Source organism: Actinomyces marseillensis, from assembly GCF_900155605.1.
GTDB lineage: Bacteria > Actinomycetota > Actinomycetes > Actinomycetales > Actinomycetaceae > Pauljensenia > Pauljensenia marseillensis.
Genome location: NZ_LT707420.1, coordinates 573,708 through 598,096 on the forward strand (window position 1 = coordinate 573,708; position 24,389 = coordinate 598,096).

Consider the following 24,389-nt stretch of genomic DNA (forward strand, 5'->3'; position numbering starts at 1 on the left):
GGGCCCGTTAAGGTGCTCTATTGATGACGCAGGTCACATGTTTGCAATGTCAATTAATGCTGTTAATATCATGTGAGATCCCTGATACGGAGACATATGAATCGGTTCAGAACTGCCCCCCAACCGCAGCATGTACAGCGTCGTCCTGAGCGTCGAAAGTCTACGCGCTATGCGGTGATTTCGTGCATCCTTGCAGCCCTCATTGCCCTTCCCGCAGTGACTAATTTTCAATCCCCGGCCCGGGCAGATGCCCCCCTTGAAACACCCGGTGCCGACACCATTACTTTCAATCGCTCCGAAGGTCGAATTGGCAAGGCTGTTCTCAATGACTCGGGAACCGATCGAAGCACCGTTGTTGCTGACAACTCTTACTTCGGTGTCGTCCGCGGAATGACCAACTACGACTCCTCGGATCCGAACCAGCGCTCCGTCGCTTATCGCGCGGGTTATTCCCAAGACTGGCTTGACGCGAATGTTGCGAATAACGGCGACTACTGGTCCTACGTTACTCGAGGCGTGGCCTGGGACTACCACATGGCCGCTTACTACCACTACGCCTACCACGGGGACTACACTCCCAACGCGATCTCGACCTCGACAACCAGTGCGCTCGGATACAAGCCGAATGACCCCGGGACGGTCTCCCTCAACAGCACCTTCCTTATCGGTACGGTTCGACACAACAACTTCCCGATCTACTCCCAGATTCACTGGGTGCACTCGTCTTTCGACATTCGTATTGGTGACCTGGAGGAATCCTTCCCCTTTGACCAGCAGGAAACCGACAACGACACGGACACGACGGCCGTGCGACGCAAGGGAGGCCCCTACGAGTGGGTCTCCCGTGCCTCCGCGCCGCGCACCTGCCCATCGACTGCCCCCTACTATGCGCTCGCTCGATCCGATGGCAACTGGCACTGCTTCAAAAGAGTTGGTGAAGGAAAAGGCAGATACGACATCTACACGGATCAGCCCCAGTACTATCCGGGTTCGGCGGGCGTGCCCGACCATACCCCCCAGTCAGACGACGTCCTGACAATCACGAAGACCACCTCGGACCAGACGATCAGCGTCAACGGGATCCCCTATCGACTCGTCCTCTACGGGTTCGTTCCCAGCGCCGATGGTTCTTGCCCGGCAACACCCCCTGCTGGCGCCACGCCGGTCTCCACCTTCACGACCAAGGAAAACCAGAGCTCCTTCGGCTGCCTCTACGGCTCCTTCAGCCAAGAGCGCTACCTGCGCGTCGCGAAGACGGTCACCGAGGACTCCGAGCAGGTGGGCGAAACGATCCCACCGTTCACCTTTACAACGATGGGCGTTGGTGACTGGTCCGCGCCCACGGGAACACCGCTCAGCACCAGCGTCACGGCCGATGGCTTCGTCGGTTGGAACTCCTTCGAGGACGCGAACCTGACCCCGACCGCTTTCGGCAAGGCCGGGGCGGTCACCTCCGGGTACAGGGCCTTCATGCCCGGCTTCTCTCAGTTCGTCGTCGCTGAGACAGGGCCGCGCATCGCCGGCCGATTCCCGTTGCAGTTTGGAGCACCGGGGCGTTTCGGCCCCTGGAAGACCAGTGACGACCCGAACTCCGCGCAGTGGAACCTCGTCGACGTGACCTGTCTGAACGGCATTGGCGAGCGGGTCAACGTTACTCGTGACCCTGACACGGGCGGTGTGGACTTCTCCCAGGTCGCCCCGGCCTCATCCCCCGCAGCCCTGCCCATCACCTGCACCTTCACGAATGAAGAAAAGGTCCCCAAGCTGCGCATCCAGAAGGACCTGGAAAGCGTTGAAGGCGCAACGACCGATGACATTACAGTGACCTATCGCATCAGCGCCACCAACGACGGCTCGCTCAAGGGAACAACAGGTCGCTTGACCGACACCCCGGACTTCGCACCGGGATTGAATGTCCGCTCGGCTGCGGTCGCGACCACTCTTGAGGGACTTGCAAGCGCTGCAGTGCAGCCGGCCGCCGCATCCTATGTCCTTACCGAAGGCGCGGATCTTGAGCCCGGTCAGTCAGCCACGTGGTACATCCGTATGCGTGTGAGCCGAGATAAGACCGCGGCGGGCTACAACGAGGTCGCGCTCGAGTGTGCAACCCAGAATGATCGCCTTCGCCCAAAGAATGGTCTGTATAACCGCGTCAGCGGAAACTACGACCACGATGGTGAATCCAATAACGAGGCCTGCGCCCCGGTTCGCCCGCGACCGATCCGCATCGAGAAGGCCGGCACCCAACCGGTCGGAACTCAAAACGATGATGGAACCTATCCGCTCAATGGCGCGGCTTTCGCGATCTATGACAATCAGGCACTCACCGGTGCTCCGATCAGCGTTCTTGATGGTGGATCCAGTTTCGTCAGCCCCTCTCTTGAAACGGGGAAGACCTACTGGCTGGTTGAGACCCGCGCGCCTGCAGGACACGTTCTGCTGCCGCGTCCCATTCCCTTCCATATCAGTGTTGGAACCGATGCTGCTGCCTCGACCGTGATCACCACCGATTTTGGTCCCGATGATGGTTTCTCCTCCGTGAGAGTTTTACCCGCAAAGGCCGGCACTGGAGATGCGGCTCTGCCGGGTATCCGCGTGGTTGATACTCAGGTTGGGCATCTACCAGTAGCCGGGTCCACAGGCATCTACCCCTACCTTGGAGCGGGTGCTGTGCTGATGGTTGCTGCCGGTGGCATCGTGTGGATGAAACGACGCGAAGGGCTTGAAGCCTAAGAAATAGCGAAGGAGGGGGCGCCCGCCAAACGGCGGGCGCCCCCTCCTTTAACGCTCAGTCAGGTGAGTTGGGCAAAGAACTTAGAAGTCCCAGTCCTCATCTTCGGTATCGACAACTTCACCCATGACGTAGGAAGAACCAGAACCCGAGAAGAAGTCGTGGTTCTCATCCGCGTTCGGGCTCAGGGCCGCCAGGATCGCGGGGTTCACGTTCGTCGCATCGGCGGGGAAGAGGGCCTCGTAGCCCAGGTTCATGAGGGCCTTGTTGGCGTTGTAACGCAGGAACTTCTTGACGTCCTCGGTCAGGCCGAGCGGATCATAGAGGTCCTCGGTGTACTCTTCCTCGTTTTCGTACAGCTCGAAGAGCAGGGAGAAGGTGTAGTCCTTGAGCTCCTGGCGACGAGCCTCATCGGACTCGTTGACGGCCAGCTGGTACTTGTAGCCAATGTAGTAGCCGTGCACGGCCTCGTCGCGAATGATCAGGCGGATCAAGTCAGCGGTGTTCGTGAGCTTCGCGTGAGCGCTCCAGTACATGGGCGCGTAGAAGCCCGAGTAGAAAAGGAAGGACTCGAGCATCGTCGAGGCGACTTTGCGCTTTTCCGGGTCGTCGCCCTGGTAGTAGGACTTTACGATCTCTGCCTTGCGCTGCAGGGCCTCGTTTTCGTTCGACCAGCGGAAGGACTCGTTGATCTCCTCGGTGGACAAGAGCGTGGAGAAGATCGAAGAGTACGACTTCGCGTGCACGGACTCCATGAAGGCGATATTCGTGTAAACCGCTTCTTCGTGGGGGGTGCGGGCGTCCGGAATCAGCGAGACCGCGCCGATAGTTCCCTGGAGCGTGTCGAGCAGGGTCAGACCGGTGAAAACACGGTTCGTCATGCGCTGTTCTTCGGCGGTAAGCGTCTTCCACGATGCCAAGTCGTTGCTCAAGGGCACCTTTTCGGGGAGCCAGAAATTACCGGTCAGACGATCCCAGACCTCGAGGTCTTTATCGTCTTCGATGCGGTTCCAGTTAATGGCTTCAAAAACGGGCGTTACGCTCACGCGTCCTCCTGACACGAGTGTTTCATGCGGCGCGATCCGGGATAGGAAGCGGGCCTGATAGTTCTAAAGACTACCGTCTTCGTCGGTTGAAATCTGCCTCTGATTGAATGAATCACGAAAATAACGAGGCCGCAGGAACTAGTCCGCCAAAAGCTTGAGCAGGTGATCGACGACCTTTCCACCGGAGTAGAGCGATCCATCGTGCTGGTACTCGTTCGTGATGTAGTGGTGCGCACCCATGAGTTCACCAGTCTGAAGGGAGAGCTCACGCGGGACGAACATGTCGTCGTAGTACACCGCGGCGGCGACGGGGACGGAATTCTCAGCTAAGGCCTCGGGGAAATAGACGGGAGTCGCATCCGTCGTTTCAGCGAGGATCTGCGCGACTTCCGCCAAGGGAGCGAGCCCCGGGTCCTCGTCGAAGACGCGGTGCATGAAGTGCTCACCCGTGAGGTAGTAGGGCTCGGAAGTATCCAGGGGATCAGCATCCTTGGCGAAACCGGGAACTTCTTCGGCCAGGCGATCTGCCGCCCAATTCGTCGTGGTTCCGCGCAATTCGGGCGTTGCGCAGGCGTAGATAAATTCCTGGAACACGCCGTAGATCGGCGCAACATTCGTTGCGTCACCGATTGCTTCCAAAAATTGGGTAGACAGGCGGCGCTGGCCGTTGATGGTCACCCACGGGCCCTCGAGCAAGTAGTGGAGCTGATCGGTGCGTCCCTGTCCGCCCAGCATCATGCCGATCTGACGGAAGCGCGCGCTGCTCAGGTGCTCGCCGGTCGGGAGGAGTTCCTCAGTGTCGCGAAGGTGCGCGGCGATCTGACGGATCGTTGTCTCGTCCTCGGGGTGACGCTGGAAATAGGCGCGGTTGCGCGCTGCTGTGCGCTGGTAGGTCAGGCGGTAGATCTCATCGACATGGACGAGGCCGGGCAGGCCTCCCGTGATGAGGCTGGCTTTCAGGCCCTGGGGCGCAAGCGAGAGGTACGAAGTCGTGATGAAGCCGCCGTAGGACTGGCCAAGAGTCGTCCATGGTTCGTCTCCCGCGAGCTCGTGGCGGAAGGCCTCGGCATCGTAGACGATCTGGTCTTGGCGGAAATAGCGCAGGTAGTTGGCCTTTTCCTGTGGGGTCGGAAGGAAGGAAAGGGATTGCGCATCCATGCGGGTGGACTGGCCGGTGCCTCGTTGATCGAGGAGGACCACGCGGTAATCCTGCAGGAGACGATTCATCCACCCGCCGTCAAAAGTGCCGAAGCGAGGGCTGGGGTAGCCGGGACCGCCCTGGAGGAAGACGGCGTAGGGCGCGTTTTCCTTGCCGGGACGCACGACCTCGCGCGCGAAAATCTCGATGGTCGGGTTATCTGCGCCGAGGGGACGCGTGTGATCGAGGGGGACGTCGAGGCGGTGCTCGTAAACGGTGTGAGCGTGGTGGATGTAGGAGTTCGTACGCATGGGACAAGGGTAGCGCGGTGGGGTGTGTGGATTTGCCTCCTACTGCCCAAATGCCACACGAAGTTGCGGAATGTCGCAGGGAACGAGCTGTGTCTTTTGTCGACTTCGTGTGGAGGGGCGAGGCGGGCAGCGGAAGTCAGGCTTCTAGAGCAAGTTCAACATGAGGATGTAGCTGAGGGTTCCGAGGCCGACGCTCCACAGGAGGCGCCGTTTCGCTGCCAGATGGACAACAACAGTGATGACGGTCGCGACAATCGCCGCCCACCATTGGGAGCCTGCAGAGCCTGCGTTATCGCTGAGCGTCGCCAAGACGAGGATTAGCAAAATCCCGGGAGGCATCCATACGGCCATATTCCGAACGAAGCTTGACTCGCGCAGGGGCTCGAGGATCTTGAAAGGGAGCGCGCGCAAGGTGAAGTCGATGACGAAGACGACCAGGAGGATTCCGAAGAGGTAGGGGAGCGAGTGGGACATCAGGCCTCCTCACCGGTGTGCGGCGCGTGCAGCTGATGGTCTGAATCGGCGCTGGGACTGGAAGAGGCTTCGCGTCTTCTTGTAAGCACATGACGCACCACAAGGGAAGCGACGAATAGCAGCAGTGCAAGCAAAAGTCTTTGTTTAGGCCAGATGGCCATCGCGATGAGGAAGGACCCAGCTGCCAAAACAACCGAGGGAATGTCCTTGATGGAGCGAATCGAGTCGACGGTGAGGGTGATAAACAGCGCTGTGAGCGCGAAATCCAAGCCCTGGATCTGAGCGGGAATGAACGACCCTGCAAGAACGCCAACCAGACCAGAGGCCACCCATGTCGTCAGATAGGTGGCTTGCATGGCAAGGAGACGAGGCTTCGTCCAGCCTTCGGGGCGCGCTGCGGTGATCGCATAGGCCTCGTCGACCAGGGCATACATGGAGAAGAAGCGCGCGAACCTTCCCTCAACCAGGTGAAGAGGAAAAGAGAACGCGTAGAAAAGATGCCGGAAGTTCACGAGCATCATCGTTACAGCGATGACGGCAATTGGAGTGTACGAGGCCGCCAAAGTGATGACGAGTAGCTCAGCAGATCCTGAGAAAGCTGCTATTGACAGTGCCGGGGCCATCCACCACGGCATTCCCAGCTGCATGACCAAGATGCCGTATGCAATCCCCAGAGGAATGTAACCCGCCGCAATGGGTGCGGTCATGCGGATTCCGGTGAGGATTTCCGTGCGGGTCGAGGATGGCATTCCTCCACTCTACTCGGTCGAGGAGGTCGATCTCTGAGAGGCGTATGCCGGGGTGGTCAGCTTGGCCGGGACCGAGGTCGATACGGCCAGAGCCACCATTGTTGGACTGGCGTGCCGGAGCAGGGGAAGTATTGGAACCGCCACCTGAGGACGACGAAGCGGAGTTACTGTTGTTGTTTTGTTGTGCGTGGTGTCATGATGCCAAAGCCCCGTAGCAGGTTGCGAACCATGCTACGGGGCTTTGCTTAGTGTGGATCAGGAGCAGATGTATTGGTCTTTACCCACAATGTAGCAATGCATTCCAGGTTTGATCTCACTGCCGCTCTTGACGTATTGCCGCCAGCTTTCATCGCCGGTCCTGCTTTGGCTTTGGTTACCGCCAGAGCCGCTACCGGAGTTAGATCCGCCGTTAGAGTAGGACGATCCGCCAGTGGAGCCAGAGCCGCCACCATTGGAGTACGAGCGTGCCTGCGATCCGCTGGTCGAACCGTATGAGCGAGCTGAGCCACCGTTAGAGGATGCACTCTGTTGAGTGGAGCGAGAGGCAGCAGCCGCCTCAGCAGCCTTGGCTTCCTGGTAGGTGTTCACAGCACCCTTCAACGACTCCAGATCCTTCTTGATGTCGTTTGCCTTCTGGTCAACGTCCTTTGCCTTTGCGATGGAGGCGACAGCCTCGTCGTAAGAGGAAGTGGTTACCGTGGTCGAGAGGGTGTGAGACTCGTTGTTGATGTTCTTAAGAGTGTCGTATGCACCCTTGACGTTTCCATCAGAGGCCATCTGCGAGTCCTCGTCAACGACCTTGATCTGCTCATCTGCGTTCTTCTGAGCCTCGGCAAGGTTTGCCTTTGCAGCGTCCATGGTGGAGTTTGCTTCGTCGGTTGCCTTGGTCAGACGGTATGCATCGCGAGCACCCACGAACGACTGAGTCTTGTCGTCAACAGCTTTGATAGCTGCTTCGGCGTCAGTGACGTCCTGCTGGCTCAGGCACTTGCCCTGCTCTGCGCTTGCCTTTGCAGCCTCAGAGGTCTTAGCTTCCTCAGCCTTGGCGATAGCGTCGTTGAGATCAGCGGTTGCACTCTGTCCTTCGGGAGCAAGAGTGAAGCCCTGGGTGTGAGCGAGGCGGGAGCCTTCGCCTTCCTTCACGGACTCATCGACTGTCGCGAGGGCGTCGTGAGCCTTGACCACGGACTGATCGAGCTGGGCCATCTTGTCAGTGAAAGCCACTGAGCGAGCCTGGCAGTCCTTCTTGTGCTGGATATGCGAGGTGATAACAGCGCCTGTGATGCCCGCCAGAACAAGAACAGCTGCAACGATGGCTGCAATGATCTTCTTACGCTTCGACCACAGCTTCGGGTTGGTGAAATGGATTTTGTTGAGCTCGGGGGCGCTCATGTGTGTTCTCCTGGTGTGTGATGGGATTTTGTGTGAACGATGAGGATTATTCAGGTGGCCTTGTTGGCCTTGCCGGTATTGTACTGAAGGTGAACTCCGAATCGTAGTCGTTCGTCGCGCTGGAAGGTCGCGCTACCGGATTGTTGAGGACTGGTGCATGAGGATCCGAGGCCCGTCTTCCCCAACAACCCAGGTACTAGTTTCGCGTAGTTTCCCGCCCGTCCACGTTAAAACGTAGGTCACGACCCAAGTGATACCTGGTGTTGCACGTGAAACAGCCTCTGAACTGGTGTGATTGCGCAGTGATGCTTGTCCTTCGCAGCGGGCTATCGCCGCAGAATCGGTCAGAACAGCGCTGTCTTCGCGCAGTCTTGTCACCGGGATCACTTGGAAATTTGAGGCCTCCACGTGCTCGGGTGCGCGCCCTTCCAAACCCTGCGTGAGAGAACCGTTATGCCAGATCCGAATGCACCCGGGTGCCTCGAGCGCCTTAAGCGCGCGGGAATCTGCCTGAAGCCACGCGTCAAGGAATTGGCGCTCAAGCAGCACTTCCGGAGCTTCCGTCCCCGTCGTACTTTCCAGAATTCCCCTGTCTGCCGAGGCCGCATCAGCCTTGGGTGTGATGGTCCCCAATTCCGCCGCGCTTGCCGCAGTACCGACCGTACTCGACGCTTCCGTGGTGGTAGTGGATACCCCAGCGCCAGATTCGGTGCTTTCAGTTGAAGCAAAGCCCGGGCCCGTGGGAATATCGCGGCCATCGCGATAAGCTTCCGCGCACGAGCGCGCCGCATCATCGGCGCGCTCGTTGAGAGGATGCCCCGCATGGCCCTTCACCCACTCGAAGGTCACGATGCGCCCCTGCATGGCGCGGTCGATCTCTTGAATGAGCTCCAGGTTTTTAATGGGTTTCTTATCGGCTTTGACCCACCCGCGTTTCTTCCACCCCGGTGACCACTTGGAGATCACATTGATCGCGTACTGAGAGTCCGCGAGGATGTGGAGTTCTTCGTCGGCAAGACCGGCCTGAGCAGTGGCCTTGAGGAGTTCAAGGACAGCATTCAATTCGCCCAGATTGTTGGTACCGCTGGGCCACCCGCCCGCATCCCAACAATCCTCCGAGACCACCCAGGCCCATCCAGCAGGCCCCGGATTACCCAGAGAAGAACCATCCACTGCGGCTGTAATCGTCATAGGAAGTTCCTCTACTTGGTGATTCCGACCTGGTGGAGTGCGAAGGCAAATTCTTGAGCCCGAGCCTGCCAACGTCCCTTGCGCCCAGAAGCTCCCGCGTGCCCGGCGACCATTTCGGTGCGGATCACGATAGGAGGCTGGTCGGGAACCTGTGCGGTGGCCTGTCGAAGGCGCTGGACCCACTTATGGGGTTCAACGTAGAAGACGCGCGTGTCATTGATCGAGGTGGTCGCCATGATCGCCGGGTAACGCACGCCCTGGCGGACATTTTCGTAGGGGGTGTAGGAGCGCATGAGCGCGTAAATTTCAGGATCTTCAATGGGGTTACCCCATTCCTCCCACTCACCCACGGTCAAGGGGAGTGAGGGATCCAAGATGGTTGTTAGCGCGTCAACGAAAGGGACTCCTGCGATCACTGCAGCAAAACGATCAGGCTGTGCGTTCGTGACCGCACCCATGAGGAGACCACCCGCGCTGCGACCTTCGGCGATCAAGCGTTCGGGGTGAACCCAGCCGGAATCGACCAGATAGTTTGCGACATCCAAGAAATCGGTGAAGGTGTGTGTTTTCACCAGTTTCTTACCGTCTTCGTACCATGAGCGTCCCATTTCGCCACCACCGCGAATATGTGCGATCGCGTGAACGACGCCTCGATTGAGGGCGGGAAGACGCAGGATGTCGAACTCGGGGTCGAAGGAAACCTCGTAGGAACCGTAGCCGTGGATCCACCCCGCGTGAGTACCGTCGGGCTGGGCATCGCGGCGGTGAACCAAGGTCACGGGAATCTGTGTGTGTCCATCCCGCGCGGTCACCCACACTCGCTCTTCCGTGAAATCAGACGGATCCCAGTTGGGAACCTGAGTGGCCTTGAGGATACGCGACTTCCCAGTTCGCAGATCGAGTTCTTCTACGGTGGGCGAGGTCAGGACGCTCTGGTATCCCACTCGAACAAGGCAGTCTTCAAATCGCCCGGAACTGAGGGGATAGAGGCTACGGATCGTGCCTTCCTTGTTGAGTTCTTCCCCGAGCGCCCATAGATCACTGCAATCCGAGGCCGGAACCGGCTTTCCGTCGACAACTTCGAGGGGTCGTGTGCGCCGGTAGTAGCGTGCCTGGGGGAGTGCGTCACGCCTGTAGGACAGCGTGAAGAAATCGCGATATGCCTCGAGATCGCTCAGGCGCTCACCGTCGCGGGCGGTGTAGAGCGTCACCCAGCGTTCGGGGTCCACAAGCGAATCCACCGTGCCCTCTTGAGGCAAAGGAATACATGCCAAACTTCCCTCGCGTGAAAGTGCTGTGTGGATGACAAGCAGGTGATCGCCTGCGGGCTCAACATTGACCTGGATATCATCGCGTTTAGCGACAATAGGCCGCGGCGGAACGCTGGGTGCGTAAGGATCCCACAGCCATGCACCGCCACTGGTCGTTGAGGTCGAATGAACGATGACGTGCCAGGGGTCGTTCGATGCGGAAAACCACAGGTCAAAGGCCTCGTCAGGTTCTTCCAACAGCAGGGAGTCACCATCGGCATCCGCACCCACGCGGTGATGCATGAGCTGGAATTGCCTCCACGCGTCATCGACTCGCGTGTAGATGAAGGACTGAGAATCCGCGGCCCACGCAAACCCATAGCCCGCGTCGCTGACACGCTGATCAATGATGTCGCCGCTGGACGCGTCTTGAACGATCCACGTCCAGCGCTCGTCGCCTTCGGTATCTTGAGACCACGCGATCAAACGCCCATCCGCGGTTGGCACCAATTCCCCGACCTTGAAGAACTCTTCACCTTGTGCGCATAGGTTTTCGTCGAGGAGAAGCTGCTCGCCGTCCAGTGTTTCGCTATCTGTCAGCACCGGAGTGTCCGGGTAGTGCGAGGCCGACACGCGGTAGTGCTTTGCATAGGAGTCTTCGTGATACTGGCGTTGGAAATACCACCAGTCCCCAACGCGCTGGGGAGCTGAATACACAACCGGTGCGGTGAAAGAATCAAACTCCGAAACGAGGTTCTCAGCCAGCTCTTGAGCCGGTTTGCAGACCTGTTCCGCCCATTGATTTTCCGCATGGACATGGGCAATGACATCTGGGTTGTCACGCTGACGCAACCAATCCCATGGATCATCAAAATGGTCCCCGTGAATGGAACGCACGCGCGTCCCAAAACGCTGCGGGGCAACAGGAGCGGTCTCTTCAGTCATGTTCATACTCTAAGGGAGCACGCCGTCATCTGGAGCGCACTTGAGCTGAGCCTTCCCAAACGTCGACGAAATAAACGTTAAAATCTTTACCGTGCCCACACAGGAAACAGAACAAGTGACGCCCACCACGGCCTCGGCAAGCGTTGAGCAGCCGGCCCCCGCAAACGGGGAGACCCCCGCAAGCGCACCCTCACACCCGGCCACCCCCACAAGCGCACCCAAACCCGCCCCCCAAAACCTCGCGGAAACCCTGCGCGCATGGATCAAGGAATTCCTCCAATTCGGTCTGGTCGGCGCAACCGCATTCGTCATCGACATGGGGCTCTTCAACCTGCTCCAACACGGCCCCCTCGGCGTCCTCGCGGGCCACGCGAACACCGCCAACGCCGTGGCCGCCAGCGTCGCGACGATCTACTCGTGGATCATGAACCGAGTGTGGACCTACCGCGGACGCACCCAAGAAAACGCTGGACGTGAGGCCTTCCTCTTCTTCTTCGCGAACCTCTGTGGCATCGGAATCACGCAATTCTGCCTGCTATTTAGTCACCACATTCTGGGATTGACCTCGCCGCTGGCAGACAATATTTCCGCCTATGTCGTGGGCTTTGCTCTGGGAACGGCATTCCGTTTCGTCTTCTATCACTACGTCGTTTTCACTGGAAATTCAACGAAGTAAGCGCCTACGAGGCCGCGCCTCCGCAGCCGCGTCCCTTCCGTACGTCCGGGAGCAGCCGGGTAATTTTCGCCATAAAAGCCCCGTTTTCCCTTCGCAGGAGTCCCGCCTCGGACGTAGAGTCGAAAGGTGAAATCGACGAATCTGAAGCACATTGATGACACCGCACTGGTTTTTGAGGGCGGTGGCATGCGCGGCGCCTTCACCGCTGGGATTGTCGCCACTCTGATCGAAGAAGGAATTGATTTCCCGCATGTTTCCGGGATTTCTGCGGGTTCGTCGAACACTGTGAACTACGTGTCTCGAGATGCCAAGCGTGCACACGACACCTTCACCACTGTCGCTGACAGCCCCGAATTTGGGGGCTTCCGTCACTGGATCGAAGGCCGCGGCATGTTCAACGTCGATTACCTCTACGACGAGATCGCCCAGCCTGACGGCGATGCCCCCTTGGACCTCGATACCTTCCTTGCCAACCCAGCTGAGGTCCGGATCGGCGCCTTCAACGCCACCCGAGGTGAAGAAGTGTGGTTCACGAAGGACGATATGCGAACGGTGGAAGAAGTTGGCCGCTGCGTGCGTGCCTCGTCGACTCTTCCCATCATCATGCCCACGGTCACAATCGACGGCGACACCTACGTTGACGGCGCTCTTGGCCCCAACGGAGGAATCCCCTTGGACGCACCGATGCGCGACGGCTACCGCAAGTTCTTCGTCGTCCTCACTCGCCCGCGCGACTTCGTTAAAACCCCGACGAAACCGGGTGTGTGCTCCGCGCTGCGCCTGGCCTTTCCGCGTCTTCCTTCCATTGCCGAGGCCGTGGCCCGTCGCACCGTCGCCTACAACGCTGCTCGCCGCAAGCTTTTTCAATTGGAAGAACAAGGGCGAGCACTCATCGTGACTCCGGGAGACCTGGGCATCGACAAGATGGAAATGAATGTTGATCGCTTGGAGGATGCCTACGATGCGGGTGTTGTCCGCGCACGCGCAGATCTTCCCAGGTGGGAGGCCTTCTTAGGCCTGTAGACACTGGGCTTATGGGTGTGGGGCCGAGCGGAATCCGCTCGGCCCCACACCCATTTGTACTATCGCGCTCGAAACCTCATTCGGTGTCCCCTATTCGGTTGCAAGAGCCGCCGAAGGACTGACTTTTGCCGCTCGACGTCCCGGTAGCCACGAGGCAACAAGGGAGGCAAGCACCGCAATCCCTATAACCGCTGCGATTTGGATCCACGGGATAGTGATGAAAATGGTGAGTCCTTCCAAGGGGAGTGCCAGGATCCCGACGGCCCCGAAGAAGATTCCGAGTGCCGAGCCGATGATCGCTCCGGTTACCGAAATGAAGACTGCCTCCAAGGCGAGCATGGTTTTCATTTGACGCTTGGTTAGGCCAAGAGCACGGAGCAGCCCGTTTTCCCGCGTACGTTCGGCAACGGAGAGCGAAAGAGTGTTGGCAACACCGACAAGAGCGACCAGAACCGATACTCCCAAGAGGCCGACGACGATGAGTAGCATCTGATCGATCATCTTGGAGTACATCTCGCGCTCAAGCGCTGACCCGTTAACGATTAAGGAACTATCGATTTTTGCGAGGTCCTTCTGAACGCTTGCTGCCGAGACGCCGTCCTTCAGTTTGACGATCATGTCCGTCACGGGGGCTTTCGGATTGAGCTTGAGTAGGTTTGCTTCGCTTATTTCGTAGGTGCCATTGAAGTTCTTGGTGTATTTGCCTTTCAGGGTCAGGCATTTCCCCTCACTCGAGCACACTTTGACGTCTTTGCCGTTCCAGGCTTCCATCCCGACCAGGACAGTTGAGTCATCGATCTGCTCGACCTTTGAGTGGGCGACCGTCGAATAGTTCGGCTCCCCGAAAATCTGACTCTGTTCGTCGGCATCGCCATCGCCGTTACCTGCGGGCGCCTCTCCTTCAAGCTTTACGGTGCCGTAGATCGAGTGGGCGGGAATGCTTGCAGCAACGCCCTCGGTCGATGCGACGCGTGCCTGAATATCACTGCTGAGTTCCCCAGCCGTGATCGTACTGACGGAAAGATCGAATGGGCGACGCTCATTGACCTCGTTGATGAGGGAGTCTCGCATCGAAGACGCACCGACCATCATGGTGACAACCAGGGTGACGCCAATGACGATTGAAGTTCCGGTTGCGGAGGTACGTCCGGGGTTACGAACAGCGTTCTCGCGTGCCATACGAGCGAGCATTCCCGGCCACAGGCGGCCAAAGAGTTTGGTGAGAGTGGGAACGATAACCGTGCAGATCAGCAGAATACCGATGAGGCATGCCATGGACATACAGAAGGACAGGGCGAACTTCTGCGTGGCGCTGCTGATCTTCAAAGCCGCGAGGAGGCATCCTCCACCGACAACGGCCAGGAAGAGGCCCACGACCAGGGTGAGGCGGCGCGCCGCGCGAGAAGAGGCGTCGGCCTCGTTCACGGGAGAAAGGGCGGCGATCGGCGGAACTTGAGAGACCTCGCGGGCGGGCTTGCGTCCGACGAAGACTGTGAGGAGCGTTCCGAATGCCCACACGCCGATCGCGTAGGGGATGGATAGGGACGCGACGATCGAGAGGAAATTCTCTCCATCGACCATGTGTCCCAGGCCGAAACCGCCAACCAGTATTCCCAAGATCACGCCGATGAACGACGAGATCGCGCCAATTGCGTAGGTTTCACGCCGAACAAGTGAACGCACTTGCTGAACGTCCGCGCCGAGTGCACGCAGGAGCGCCAACTCGCGGCGGCGTTGCTGAAGAATGACTTTAAACGTCGAGGAGACAACAACCGAGGCGACAAGAATGGCAATCGCCGGGAAGATCAACGCGATCGCGGTCAGGAGGGCACCCGACACCTGAATCGTCTTGAGCTGTTGCTCAATTTCCGATGCGGCGCTTCGGACCTTCACTCCATTGACGGTGCTGAGACTCGACTCGAGAGTTTTCACCCAGGTGTCCTGCTCGGCGGCAGTCGGGTTCCCGTACTTGTCCCCGGGAAGGTTCGTTGCCACGCGGATCTGACCGGTCGGCCCCATGCCAACCGCCGAAGTGAAGCCGTCGGTGGTCACATACGAAGCTGCTGTGATATTTGACCCCGAGTCATAGATCCCGCTGACCGTGAAATCGTGCGCGCTCTCTGTCCCTTGGGAAGTGAGAGTGAGGGTTTCGCCCACCTGCAGGCCCAGTTCTGTCGCCGAAGTGGAGGGGATCGTGATTTCCGAGGCCGTGGCCGGGGCTTTCCCCTGCGTGTACTTCAGTGAGAGGAAGGGATCCGGGAGGAGGGGAGAGAGGAAGAAGGCCTCTCGCTCGTCGTGAGCCTTGCCCATGAGGGGGTATTGCGTGGAGATGCCGACGGCTGTGACTCCCGGAATCTTCTCGATCTGAGAGGTCACCGAGGCGAATTGCTGCGTAACGCTTTCGGGGGTAGGTTCCTCGGAGTTATCGTCGCGGGAGGGGTCGATGGTGACAAGTGCTGTCGTGCCTCGATAGGCCTCGCGAATGCTTCGGGTGAGCGCCGAGGTCGTCGTGTTCGTGAAGAGCAAGGTCACGATGATGAAAGCGGTGGAAATTGCGACGGCGAGGCCGGTTGAGAAATAGCGGCGACCGTGGGTGCGCAGGTTTGCTCGAAGCAGAGTGGATGTTGAACTCACCGGTGTCACCTCAGTGCAGCGTTGAGTTCGTCTTCGCTGGCCCCGCGAAGGTCTGAAACGATTGCGCCGTCGCGGACAACCAGGACGCGATCGGCATAGGAGGCCGCGTGGACGTCGTGCGTCACCATGATGACGGACTGGTCGAGTTCGTTGACAGCTCGACGCAGAAGGCCAAGAACTTCCTTGGAGGAGTGCGAATCGAGGTTACCGGTCGGTTCGTCTGCGACGATGACTGCGGGGCGGCTCATGAGTGCGCGGGCAACGGCGACGCGCTGCTGTTGGCCACCCGAAAGCTCGGAAGGCCTGTGGCTCAGGCGTTGTTCCAATCCCAGTGAAGAAACGATGAGCTTGAACCAGTCCTCGTCGACTTTCTGCCCGGCGAGCTCTAGGGGGAGCAGGATGTTCGACTGTGCGTCCAGGGTGGGGATGAGGTTGAAGCTCTGGAAAACAAAGCCGATCCGATCGCGTCGAAGCTTTGTCAATTGGCTGTCTTTAAGCGCCGTGATATCAGTATTTTCAATGAATACGGTTCCTGAGGTGAGCGAATCAAGGCCGGCCAGGATGTGCATCATCGTTGACTTACCTGAACCTGAGGGGCCCATGATTGCGGTGAATTCGCCCGAGTAGAAATCGACACTGACGTTGTTGAGCGCGCTGACTTGGGTGTCGCCCGATCCGTAGATTTTGGACACGTGTGAGAGGCGAACAACCGGGGTTGTAGATGGAAAAGTATTCATGTCCACTATCTTGCGCGCAGCGGTGTGCTCTCCACTATGGGGGGATGCCCCGGGTGGCCCCTGATTTTCCCCGGTGGTGACCCCGAGGCCGCAGTGTTGATGCGCGGCTGCGAGTGGGGGCGCCGGCTCCCACGGCCTCGTTCCTAGTGCGGCGCTTCTCCGAGCTTCAGCCCTAGTTGTTCGTGCTTTCCCCCAGCCGCAGTCCCCTGAATCGATTCACCGCTGCTGCGACATCGACGAGGCGTGGGCGGGCAAGGTGCCCCGGCAAAGAATGCGCACCAAACTTGGCGACAACGTCCATGCCCTCAGAGTTGATCGCACGCTCAAGGCGGGCTAAGAGCTGGTTGATATCCAACTTCCCATCCGCGTACGAGAAGAGCAATCCGCGCACCATCCACGCAATCGCCTCGGTCTGTCCCGGGTCAACGATCTGCTCCACGTCGCCCAAGTCAAGGTGCACCTTATCCAAAGTGATCGAGGACAAGCCCGCAGCCTTTGTCTTTGCGCGCTCAGGTGCGCGCAAGCGAATGGGGAAACGAGGCTCGGTGGGAGCGCTCATGGGCAGGTCCTCATGGGGACGGGGCAAGCGTGAGACAACCTCGCGCGCACGATCGGTGACATCGACGCATCGATAGTGGTCCATCATGAGCACGCGATCAGCGTGATCGAGGTAATCGCCAGAACCCCCCATGACCAAAATCGTCGAGACACCAAGGTCGCGGTGAAGAGAGGAAATGCGATCAACCAAGGGCGTGATCGGTTCTTTCTCTGCCTGGACAAGCTCACGCATACGCCCATCGCGAATCATGAGGTTCGTTGCGCTTGTGTCCTCATCGATCAAGAGCAGGGGAGAACCCAGCTCAATTGCCTCGACCAAAGAAGCAGCCTGAGACGTTGATCCCGAGGCGTTTTCCGTCGAGAAACGCGAGGTATCAGCGTTTCCGGGCAGATGCGTGATAAAGGGAGAAACATCCACTCCCGTGACGGCGCGGCCATCAGCAGCACGGACCTTCATCGCATTCGGTGCAGTGGCCACATACTCGCGGCCGTCCCCTGGGATATGCGCATAGACACCGCGTTGGATGGCACCTAGCAGCGTGGACTTACCGTGATAACCGCCGCCCACGATCACCGTAACGCCCGGCTCAATAGCCATCCCGCGGAGGGCGCCCGCATGGGGGAGCTCGACCTCGGCCTCGAGAGTGGAGGGGGAAGAGAAGGGGATAGCATCCGCGAGGGGGAATTGGGAAACCCCGCTGCGGCGCGCAAGGACCGAACCGTTGGCGACGAAGGATACCCAACCGCGCTCGCTCAGGATGGACTGGAGCGCGCAGTAGTCCTCGTAGACCTCGATGTGATGCAGGAGGTCCTGGCGTTCGCGCTCAACTTCGGGGATATCGCTGAGGTAGTCGAAAGTATCTTGGATAGCATCAGGGATATCGAGGTCGAAAATCTGCGCGGCGCGGCGGCCCAAAATCGTGCGACCGCGCGCGGGCATACGAACCTCGAAGCGAAGCTCGACGCGGTCGGGTTTGACCGTGCAGGCACTGCGCTCGAGGATCTCAACGCTGGGTGACATGACCTGAAGGTCACTGAGGCGCCTCTCGCGAAGCGAACGATTAAAGGCGCGCAGGAGGTAGTCCGCGCAGGCCAGGCGCGCCTCGGAAGAAGAAATCGCAGCCTGAGGGAGACCCATTTCCTGCGGCGTCGAAATTGCGCGCACCTTCGAGGGAGGAGCATAAGGATCGGCCTGGATGCGGTCGATAGACAGGGAAAAACTGCCGAAATCCCACATTCCGAGGACTGACTTGTATCCCGGGTAGGAACGCCCGTCGAGTTGATGAAGTGCGCGAATGAGATCGCGGTCGCTCCCGGTGTGCTTGCGGTACTCGGCGGTCGAACTCTGTCCGGGAATTCGCGCTGAAGGTGAAGAATCGCGAGGTGACATGGGTGATCAGCCGACCGCTGCGGAGATGGTTGTCACCGCGTAGTAGATCAGGTAACCGGCCAGGCAGATGTGGATGACGGTGCCGATCACGCCAAGAGTGCGCGCAATCAGTGCCTGCTGGTAGGCGCTTTCGGGAATCTGAGCGGCGCGTGCGCGCCTGATTGCCGTGTTTGACCAGACCCACGCGGGAATCGTGCCGAAAAGACCGATAAGGAACAGGCCGAGGACCGCGAAAACCATGGGGCCCGTGCTGGGGATGCTCTCGGCCTGCATGCTCGGCGAGGTCGGGTTGTAGGTGAACTCCGGGGCGCCGACGGGTGCTTGTGGCGCGAAGACGCCGGTTCCCGTGGCAGCGAGAGGCGCGGATGAGCTCTGCTGGGAAGCACGCGGCATGCTGAAAGGATCGCTCTGTTGCGCGCTCAACGGGGCGCTTGGTTGTGGCCCTGCTGAATCCTGCGGCGCCCGAGGCGTCGGCATGTTCGGCGGCTGGAATACATTGGGCGCTTGAGGATCTGGTTGCGTCATGCCTCCATCATAGGCAATGGCACGAGGTCCAGGCGCGTTCCAAGCTTGCTCCAAGTTTGTTCATGCCTGTCTGCCTGTCTGCTCTTGCCCGTCCAGGCCTGTCTAGGCCTGCTCCTGCCCGCTCCTACCCGCCTGCTCCACACGAAGTCGGTGTTTGTCACAGGCTATGCCCTGTGTCTTTTTCCAATTTCGTGTGTCTATTCGGATTCGCAAGACTGCTCGTGTCTGCGCCGAGCCGGCTCCAGGCCTGCTCCTGCCCGCTCTACATGAAGTCGGTGTTTGTCACAGGTTATGGCCTGTGTCATTTCCCGACTTCGTGTGACTTTCCGAGCCCGCGGACGAGGCCACGCACCCGCAGGCACACCCGAGCACCAGCGCACATGCAGTGCGGGGGCCGGTTTCCCGACCCCCGCTCTACCAGACAAACGGACCTAACGTCACAGCATGCAGGACACGCAGCCCGAAACTTCGGTGCCTTCCAGTGCCATCTGGCGCAGTCGCATGTAGTACAGGGTCTTGATGCCGTTCCTCCACGCGTAGATGTAGGACTTATTGAGGTCACGCGTGGTTACCGTATCGGGGTAGAACAGCGTGAGTGACAGGCCCTGATCGACGTGCTGGGTCGCCACCGCGTAGGTGTCGATGATCTTCTCGGGGCCGATTTCGTACGCGTCCTGGTAGTACTCCAGGTTTTCGTTCGTCATGTAGGGCGCCGGGTAGTAGACACGACCGATCTTGCCTTCCTTGCGGATTTCGATGCGCGAGACGATCGGGTGGATCGACGAGGTCGAGCCGTTGATGTAGGAGATTGAACCGGTCGGCGGGACCGCCTGGAGGTTCTGGTTGTACATACCGTACTGGGCGACGTCGGCCGCCAGAGCCGCCCAATCCTCCTGCGTGGGCAGGTGGATTGTCGAGGCCGCAAGAAGTTCGCGGCAGCGCTCAGTTTGCGGCTCCCAGACCTGGTCGATGTACTTACGGAAGTACTCGCCCGAGGCGTACTTAGACTCTTCGAAGCCTTCGAAGCTCACGCCGCGCTCGCGGGCGATCAGGCAGGATGCCTTGATGGCCTCGTAGGCGACGGCCATGAAGTACATGTTCGTGAAGTCTAGGGCTTCTTCGCTGCCGTAGTAGATGTGTTCGCGGGCGAGGTAGCCGTGGAGGTTCATCTGGCCGAGGCCGATGGCGTGGCTCATGGCGTTACCGCGGGCGATCGAGGGCACAGACTGGATATCGGACAGGTCGGAGACGGCGGTCAGGCCGCGGATTGCGGTCTCAATGGTCTTGGAGAAGTCCGGGGAATCCATGGTCTTCGCAATGTTGAGCGAGCCCAGGTTGCAGGAGATGTCCTTACCAATGTGCGAGTAGGAGAGGTCATCGTTGTAGGTCGAGGCCTCGGACACCTGGAGGATCTCCGAGCATAGGTTCGACATGGTGATGCGGCCCTTGATGGGGTTCGCAGCGTTGACCGTGTCTTCGAAGACGATGTAGGGGTAGCCGGACTCGAACTGGATTTCAGCGATGGTCTGGAAGAAGCGACGCGCGTTGATCTTCTTCTTGTGGATACGACCATCGTCAACCATCTCGTGGTACTTCTCGGTGACTGAGATTTCCGAGAAGGGCACTCCGTAGACGCGTTCGACGTCGTAGGGGCTGAAGAGGTACATGTCCTCGTTCTTGCGTGCCAGTTCGAAGGTGATGTCGGGGATGACAACGCCCAGCGACAGGGTCTTAATACGGATCTTCTCGTCAGCGTTCTCGCGCTTGGTGTCGAGGAACTGCATGATGTCCGGGTGGTGTGCGTGCAGGTAGACGGCACCCGCGCCCTGACGTGCGCCCAGCTGGTTCGCATAGGAGAAGGAGTCTTCAAGAAGCTTCATAACGGGAACCACGCCACTGGATTGGTTCTGAATCTTCTTGATAGGGGCGCCGGCCTCGCGAAGGTTGGTGAGCTGTAGGGCCACGCCACCGCCGCGCTTGGACAGCTGCAGTGCGGAGTTGATGCCGCGGGCGATGGACTCCATATTGTCTTCGATGCGCAGGAGGAAGCAGGAGACCAGCTCGCCTCGCGCTGCCTTGCCGGCGTTGAGGAAGGTCGGGGTTGCGGGCTGGAAGCGCCCGGTCATCATCTCGTCGACCAGGTGGCGCGCCATCTCGATGTTGCCCTGCGCTAGGTAGAGCGCGACCATAACGACGCGGTCTTCGAAGCGCTCCAGGTAGCGGGTTCCGTCGAAGGTCTTGAGCGTGTACGAGGTGTAGTACTTGAAGGCGCCCAGGAAGGTGGGGAAGCGGAACTTGTGTGCGTAGGCCTGCTTGTGGAGGTCCTTGATGTCCTGGAAGTCGTATTGGTCCAGGACGTGCTTCTCGTAGTAGCCCTGCTCGACCAGGTATTCCATTTTTTCTTCCAGGTCGTGGAAGAACACGGTGTTCTGGTTGACGTGCTGGAGGAAGTACTGACGTGCTGCCTGTCGATCGGCCTCGAATTGGATCTTGCCGTCGGCGTCGTAGAGGTTCAGTTGCGCGTTGAGCGCGTGGTAATCCAGCTCGGGGGAGGGGGCTGGTTCTACTCCTGTGTCAGTGAGGTTTTCTGCCAAAACTCGCTCAATCCTTCGCGAACTCGTGAGACGTCTTCGGCGGTGCCGAGGAGCTCAAATTTGTACATGTGGGGGATGTGTAATTTTGCGGAGATGATGTCTCCGGCCAGGCAGTAGGCCGTGCCGAAGTTGGTGTTCCCCGAGGAGATCACGCCGACGCAGAGCGAGCGGTTGTGTTCGTCGTTGAGGAACTTGATGACTTGTTTGGGTACCGCGCCCTTGATGTTGCCGCCGCCGTAGGTGGGGACGATGAGGACGTAGGGTTGCTCGACGTGGAGGAAGCCGTCGCGGGGGAGGAGCGGAATTCGCTGTGCCGGGAAGCCGAGTTTTTCCACGAAACGGCGGGTATTGCCCGTCGCCGACGAAAAGTAGACGACGTTGACCATGTGGTCTTTTCCTTTCACGAGGCCTGCTCTGCTTGGGAGCAAAAAGTTGCCCGGTCCCCTGAAGAGTGGTGTGGGGACCGGGCGGGTTGCTTTTAGGCGTTGACGACGCGTCCCGATTCCATGGACGAGGCCTGTGCCGCGGCCTTGATGAGGTCGGGGCGGTAGCCGCTCCAGTGGTCATCGCCGGCGATGACGACGGGTGCTTGCTGGTAGCCGAGGCCCTTGATGAATTCGAGGGCTGAGGGGTCTTCGGTGAGGTCGACCTTCGTGTAGTCCAGTCCCTGCTTATCGAGTGCGCGGTAGGTCGCATCGCACTGGACACACATGGGCTTGGAGTAGACGGTGATGGACATGGTCTGACCTTTCAGTGTTGTGGGTAAGTGTTCGTTTTTCCGCTTATTGACCCGGGGGAGCGGAACATGGGTCAACACTACACCTTGTGTGTCTATTCGCAAGCAGGCCCAATATGTTGTGTCTGGGGTGTGAATGGGCACTAATTGTGGATGGGGGTGTGTGCTCCTGTGGAAGGGGTGTGGATGAATCTTGCTTACATCGGTGTAATTCGTGGAGTTTTGGGTTTTCGAGGCTGTGGATACAGGTGTGTGTGGTGTCCACAGAAGGGGGCTGTGCTGTGGGTAAGGACACGAAAATTTCGATGAATTTCTGTGCGAGTTCGGCGTGTCGGGCGTCGGTAATTAAAAAGGGTAAAACCAACTTAAAAACAAAGTGCGTAGATGCTGAATAAGTAATGCGCAAAACCTTATAAGTGTGAGTGACATCACGTATATGCTCTGAAAACTTGCATGAAGCACAAAGGGAATGGGTGTATATGCAGGTCAGGACGCATATGGGGAGGGTGAAATGCGTACAGATTTCATTCAGAAATGAATCAGGGTCATTCTGAAGCTGAAAAAAACCTGAAAGATTCAGTTGTAAATCGAAGGGCTTTCTTCTAGGGTTTAGACGTTCTGATGTCCGTAGATGGCGGATGACACCAAAACTGTTGCTAACGCTACATTTATTGGTTGATTGTCAGTAAGCTGTCAGTAAATCCCACCACAACATGAGGAGCACGCTCAGCATGACGAATGCGAAAAGCCAAGCTACTTCGAAGCGTAGAACTGCGGCGACGCGCTTTGTGGCGGCATTAGCCGTTGCCGCGACCGCGGGTAGTGCACTGGTTGGAAGCCAGATCATTGCTCCTCAGGCTGCGTATGCGGCGCAGGAGCCCGCCGCCACCGGCATCGACGTTGGTAATGTCTATGCGTCCATGGGTCAGGGGCATACCCGTGAGAACCCGACCGGCGCAAACCTGAACGACAGCATCCGCTACGGCATCGTCAAAGGCATGACTGAGAATCGTGTGAAAACGGGACAGAACCCGATGACGACGTGGCTGGGTGGCGAGTACGCGAAGAATAATGACGCGTGGACCTACATTGCCCGCGGTGCGCCGTGGAAGTGGGACAACCAGACGGCCGACTACGGTGACCCGCCCGCCAGCAAGGCGTGGATGCAGGAGCATTACGACAAGTGGGCTGCGGATTCAAACAAAATCTGGGTGAACGGCCAGAGCGCCATCGGCTTCAAGCCGAACAACCCGGGTACCGTCCAGCCGGGTGAGACCTTCCTGCTCGGCGCGATCCGCCACAACAACCTGCCGATTCAGCAGGCAGCTGCCCCTGGTGGTCTCGGTCAGCCCTACCTGGTCTCGAGCCTGAACCTTCAGTTCACCAATCTGATTCCCGGTGACCAGGGCGAGTCCTTCCCCTTTATCAACCACGAGACCTTCAACACCCTGGCCTCAACGATCATTTACCGCAAGGGCGGCGCCTACGTGAAGACGGCAGGCGAGCCCGGCACGGGAACGTGCTCTAAGGATTTCGGTCTTAACGGCTGGGACGCAACCCAGAAGATCAGTGGCAAGTTCCCCCGTGACTACGTGCTGTCCGGTGATACCTACGGTCGCCCCGGATACACGCCCTCCGGCGCCTTCATCGGTCCCGCCTATGAGCCGGACCCGGTGAACGCGGCGGATCGCTCGCAGGGTTATGTTAACAAGCCCGAGTCTCGCTCCGGACGCATGTACTGCGTCAAGTACGTGGGCGAGGGTAACGGTGACTACGACCTGTACAGCCAGTACTACAACGGCGGTGCAGAGCAGCCTCACAACCAGCTCGTGAAGGAACAGGTCATGCCTCGCTTCTGGCCGGGCGCGAAGGGCAACGTCAACGAGAACCCCTACGTCTCCGACACCGTCAAGCTGGAGAAGACGACCTCGGATCGTACCTTTACGAAGAACGGCCGCACCTATCGCCTGCAGCTGTGGGGCTTCGTCCCCGCGACGAACGCGACCAACTTCCTGACCCCGGATAACTTCAACTCAATCCCGACGGCGAACTGCCCGGCGACGCCTCCGGCGGACGCCAAGCCCACCGGTTACTTCGTCACCCAGGAGCTCTCGGTTAACTACGCCTGCCTTTACGGCGTCATCACCGAGGAGCGCTCCGTGCGCATCGCGAAGGCCGTCGAGGACCCGGCGGGTGCCAACCCGACGATCCCCGCCGCCAACTTCGCGGTGACCACCGGCGACACCTGGCGCGACAACACGAGCCGCAAGCCAGCGACCACCGGCACCG

The 24,389-nt window shown here is 59.1% G+C and carries 17 protein-coding genes and 1 pseudogene; 4 read left to right on the forward strand and 14 right to left on the reverse strand.

Annotation, left to right across the window (positions count from 1 at the left end; all coding sequences use genetic code 11):
- Positions 1-96: 96 nt before the first annotated feature.
- Positions 97-2,733: a SpaA isopeptide-forming pilin-related protein gene (locus BQ8011_RS02495; protein ID WP_072457172.1), complete on the forward strand. Its 2,637-nt coding sequence runs from the start codon at positions 97-99 to the stop codon at positions 2,731-2,733.
- A gap of 81 nt (positions 2,734-2,814) precedes the next feature.
- On the opposite strand, the gene nrdF is transcribed toward BQ8011_RS02495, so the two are convergent.
- The 7 genes from nrdF to BQ8011_RS02530 all read right to left on the reverse strand — a co-directional run bounded on the left by nrdF (position 2,815) and on the right by BQ8011_RS02530 (position 11,227).
- Entirely contained in the window at positions 2,815-3,777 is a 963-nt protein-coding gene (nrdF, locus tag BQ8011_RS02500; protein ID WP_034500868.1) for a class 1b ribonucleoside-diphosphate reductase subunit beta, read from the reverse strand.
- A gap of 138 nt (positions 3,778-3,915) precedes the next feature.
- A complete protein-coding gene (locus BQ8011_RS02505; protein ID WP_072457174.1) occupies positions 3,916-5,226 on the reverse strand; it encodes an alpha/beta fold hydrolase in 1,311 nt (436 codons plus the stop codon).
- A 144-nt stretch (positions 5,227-5,370) separates the two neighbouring features.
- On the reverse strand, positions 5,371-5,700 hold the full coding sequence (locus BQ8011_RS02510) for a branched-chain amino acid transporter permease (protein ID WP_072457176.1): 330 nt from the start codon (positions 5,698-5,700) through the stop codon (positions 5,371-5,373).
- Positions 5,700-6,449 carry an AzlC family ABC transporter permease gene (locus tag BQ8011_RS02515; RefSeq protein WP_072457178.1) on the reverse strand — a complete coding sequence of 250 codons (750 nt, stop codon included), beginning with the start codon at positions 6,447-6,449 and terminating at the stop codon, positions 5,700-5,702. Before BQ8011_RS02515 ends, BQ8011_RS02510 begins: the two co-directional genes overlap by 1 nt.
- A 255-nt stretch (positions 6,450-6,704) precedes the next feature.
- A complete protein-coding gene (locus tag BQ8011_RS02520; RefSeq protein ID WP_072457180.1) occupies positions 6,705-7,841 on the reverse strand; it encodes a hypothetical protein in 1,137 nt (378 codons plus the stop codon).
- 132 nt (positions 7,842-7,973) lie between these two features.
- The gene (locus BQ8011_RS02525) at positions 7,974-9,032 is read right to left on the reverse strand and encodes a ribonuclease H family protein (RefSeq protein WP_072457182.1); all 1,059 of its coding nucleotides are present in this window, start codon (positions 9,030-9,032) and stop codon (positions 7,974-7,976) included.
- An 11-nt stretch (positions 9,033-9,043) separates the two neighbouring features.
- Positions 9,044-11,227 (reverse strand): S9 family peptidase, encoded by a 2,184-nt coding sequence (locus BQ8011_RS02530; protein ID WP_072457843.1) that lies wholly within the window; start codon positions 11,225-11,227, stop codon positions 9,044-9,046.
- Between the two features lie 250 nt (positions 11,228-11,477).
- On the opposite strand from BQ8011_RS02530, the gene BQ8011_RS02535 reads away from it, so the two are divergent.
- Entirely contained in the window at positions 11,478-11,903 is a 426-nt protein-coding gene (locus BQ8011_RS02535) for a GtrA family protein (protein WP_072457844.1), read from the forward strand.
- 126 nt (positions 11,904-12,029) lie between these two features.
- The gene (locus tag BQ8011_RS02540; protein WP_034500858.1) at positions 12,030-12,926 is read left to right on the forward strand and encodes a patatin-like phospholipase family protein; all 897 of its coding nucleotides are present in this window, start codon (positions 12,030-12,032) and stop codon (positions 12,924-12,926) included.
- A 90-nt stretch (positions 12,927-13,016) separates the two neighbouring features.
- Here BQ8011_RS02540 and BQ8011_RS02545 read toward each other — a convergent pair whose 3' ends face one another.
- From BQ8011_RS02545 to nrdH, 7 genes are all read right to left on the reverse strand, one after another.
- Entirely contained in the window at positions 13,017-15,560 is a 2,544-nt protein-coding gene (locus BQ8011_RS02545; protein ID WP_072457184.1) for an ABC transporter permease, read from the reverse strand.
- Between the two features lie 5 nt (positions 15,561-15,565).
- Positions 15,566-16,297, reverse strand: a complete 732-nt coding sequence (locus BQ8011_RS02550) for an ABC transporter ATP-binding protein (protein WP_072457186.1) — start codon at positions 16,295-16,297, stop codon at positions 15,566-15,568.
- 172 nt (positions 16,298-16,469) lie between these two features.
- Positions 16,470-18,245: an ABC-ATPase domain-containing protein gene (locus BQ8011_RS02555; protein ID WP_072457189.1), complete on the reverse strand. Its 1,776-nt coding sequence runs from the start codon at positions 18,243-18,245 to the stop codon at positions 16,470-16,472.
- A gap of 6 nt (positions 18,246-18,251) precedes the next feature.
- The gene (locus BQ8011_RS02560; protein WP_072457191.1) at positions 18,252-18,638 is read right to left on the reverse strand and encodes a hypothetical protein; all 387 of its coding nucleotides are present in this window, start codon (positions 18,636-18,638) and stop codon (positions 18,252-18,254) included.
- 569 nt (positions 18,639-19,207) lie between these two features.
- Positions 19,208-21,364 carry a class 1b ribonucleoside-diphosphate reductase subunit alpha gene (gene nrdE / locus BQ8011_RS02565; protein ID WP_072457193.1) on the reverse strand — a complete coding sequence of 719 codons (2,157 nt, stop codon included), beginning with the start codon at positions 21,362-21,364 and terminating at the stop codon, positions 19,208-19,210.
- Positions 21,334-21,750 carry a class Ib ribonucleoside-diphosphate reductase assembly flavoprotein NrdI gene (nrdI, locus tag BQ8011_RS02570; protein WP_034500851.1) on the reverse strand — a complete coding sequence of 139 codons (417 nt, stop codon included), beginning with the start codon at positions 21,748-21,750 and terminating at the stop codon, positions 21,334-21,336. The genes nrdE and nrdI overlap by 31 nt, the downstream gene beginning before the upstream one ends.
- Positions 21,751-21,842: 92 nt before the next feature.
- Positions 21,843-22,103 carry a glutaredoxin-like protein NrdH gene (gene nrdH, locus BQ8011_RS02575; RefSeq protein ID WP_034500849.1) on the reverse strand — a complete coding sequence of 87 codons (261 nt, stop codon included), beginning with the start codon at positions 22,101-22,103 and terminating at the stop codon, positions 21,843-21,845.
- Between the two features lie 728 nt (positions 22,104-22,831).
- Between nrdH and BQ8011_RS02580 the strand changes: the two are divergent.
- Positions 22,832-24,389: pseudogene (locus BQ8011_RS02580) on the forward strand (hypothetical protein); the annotation flags it as partial.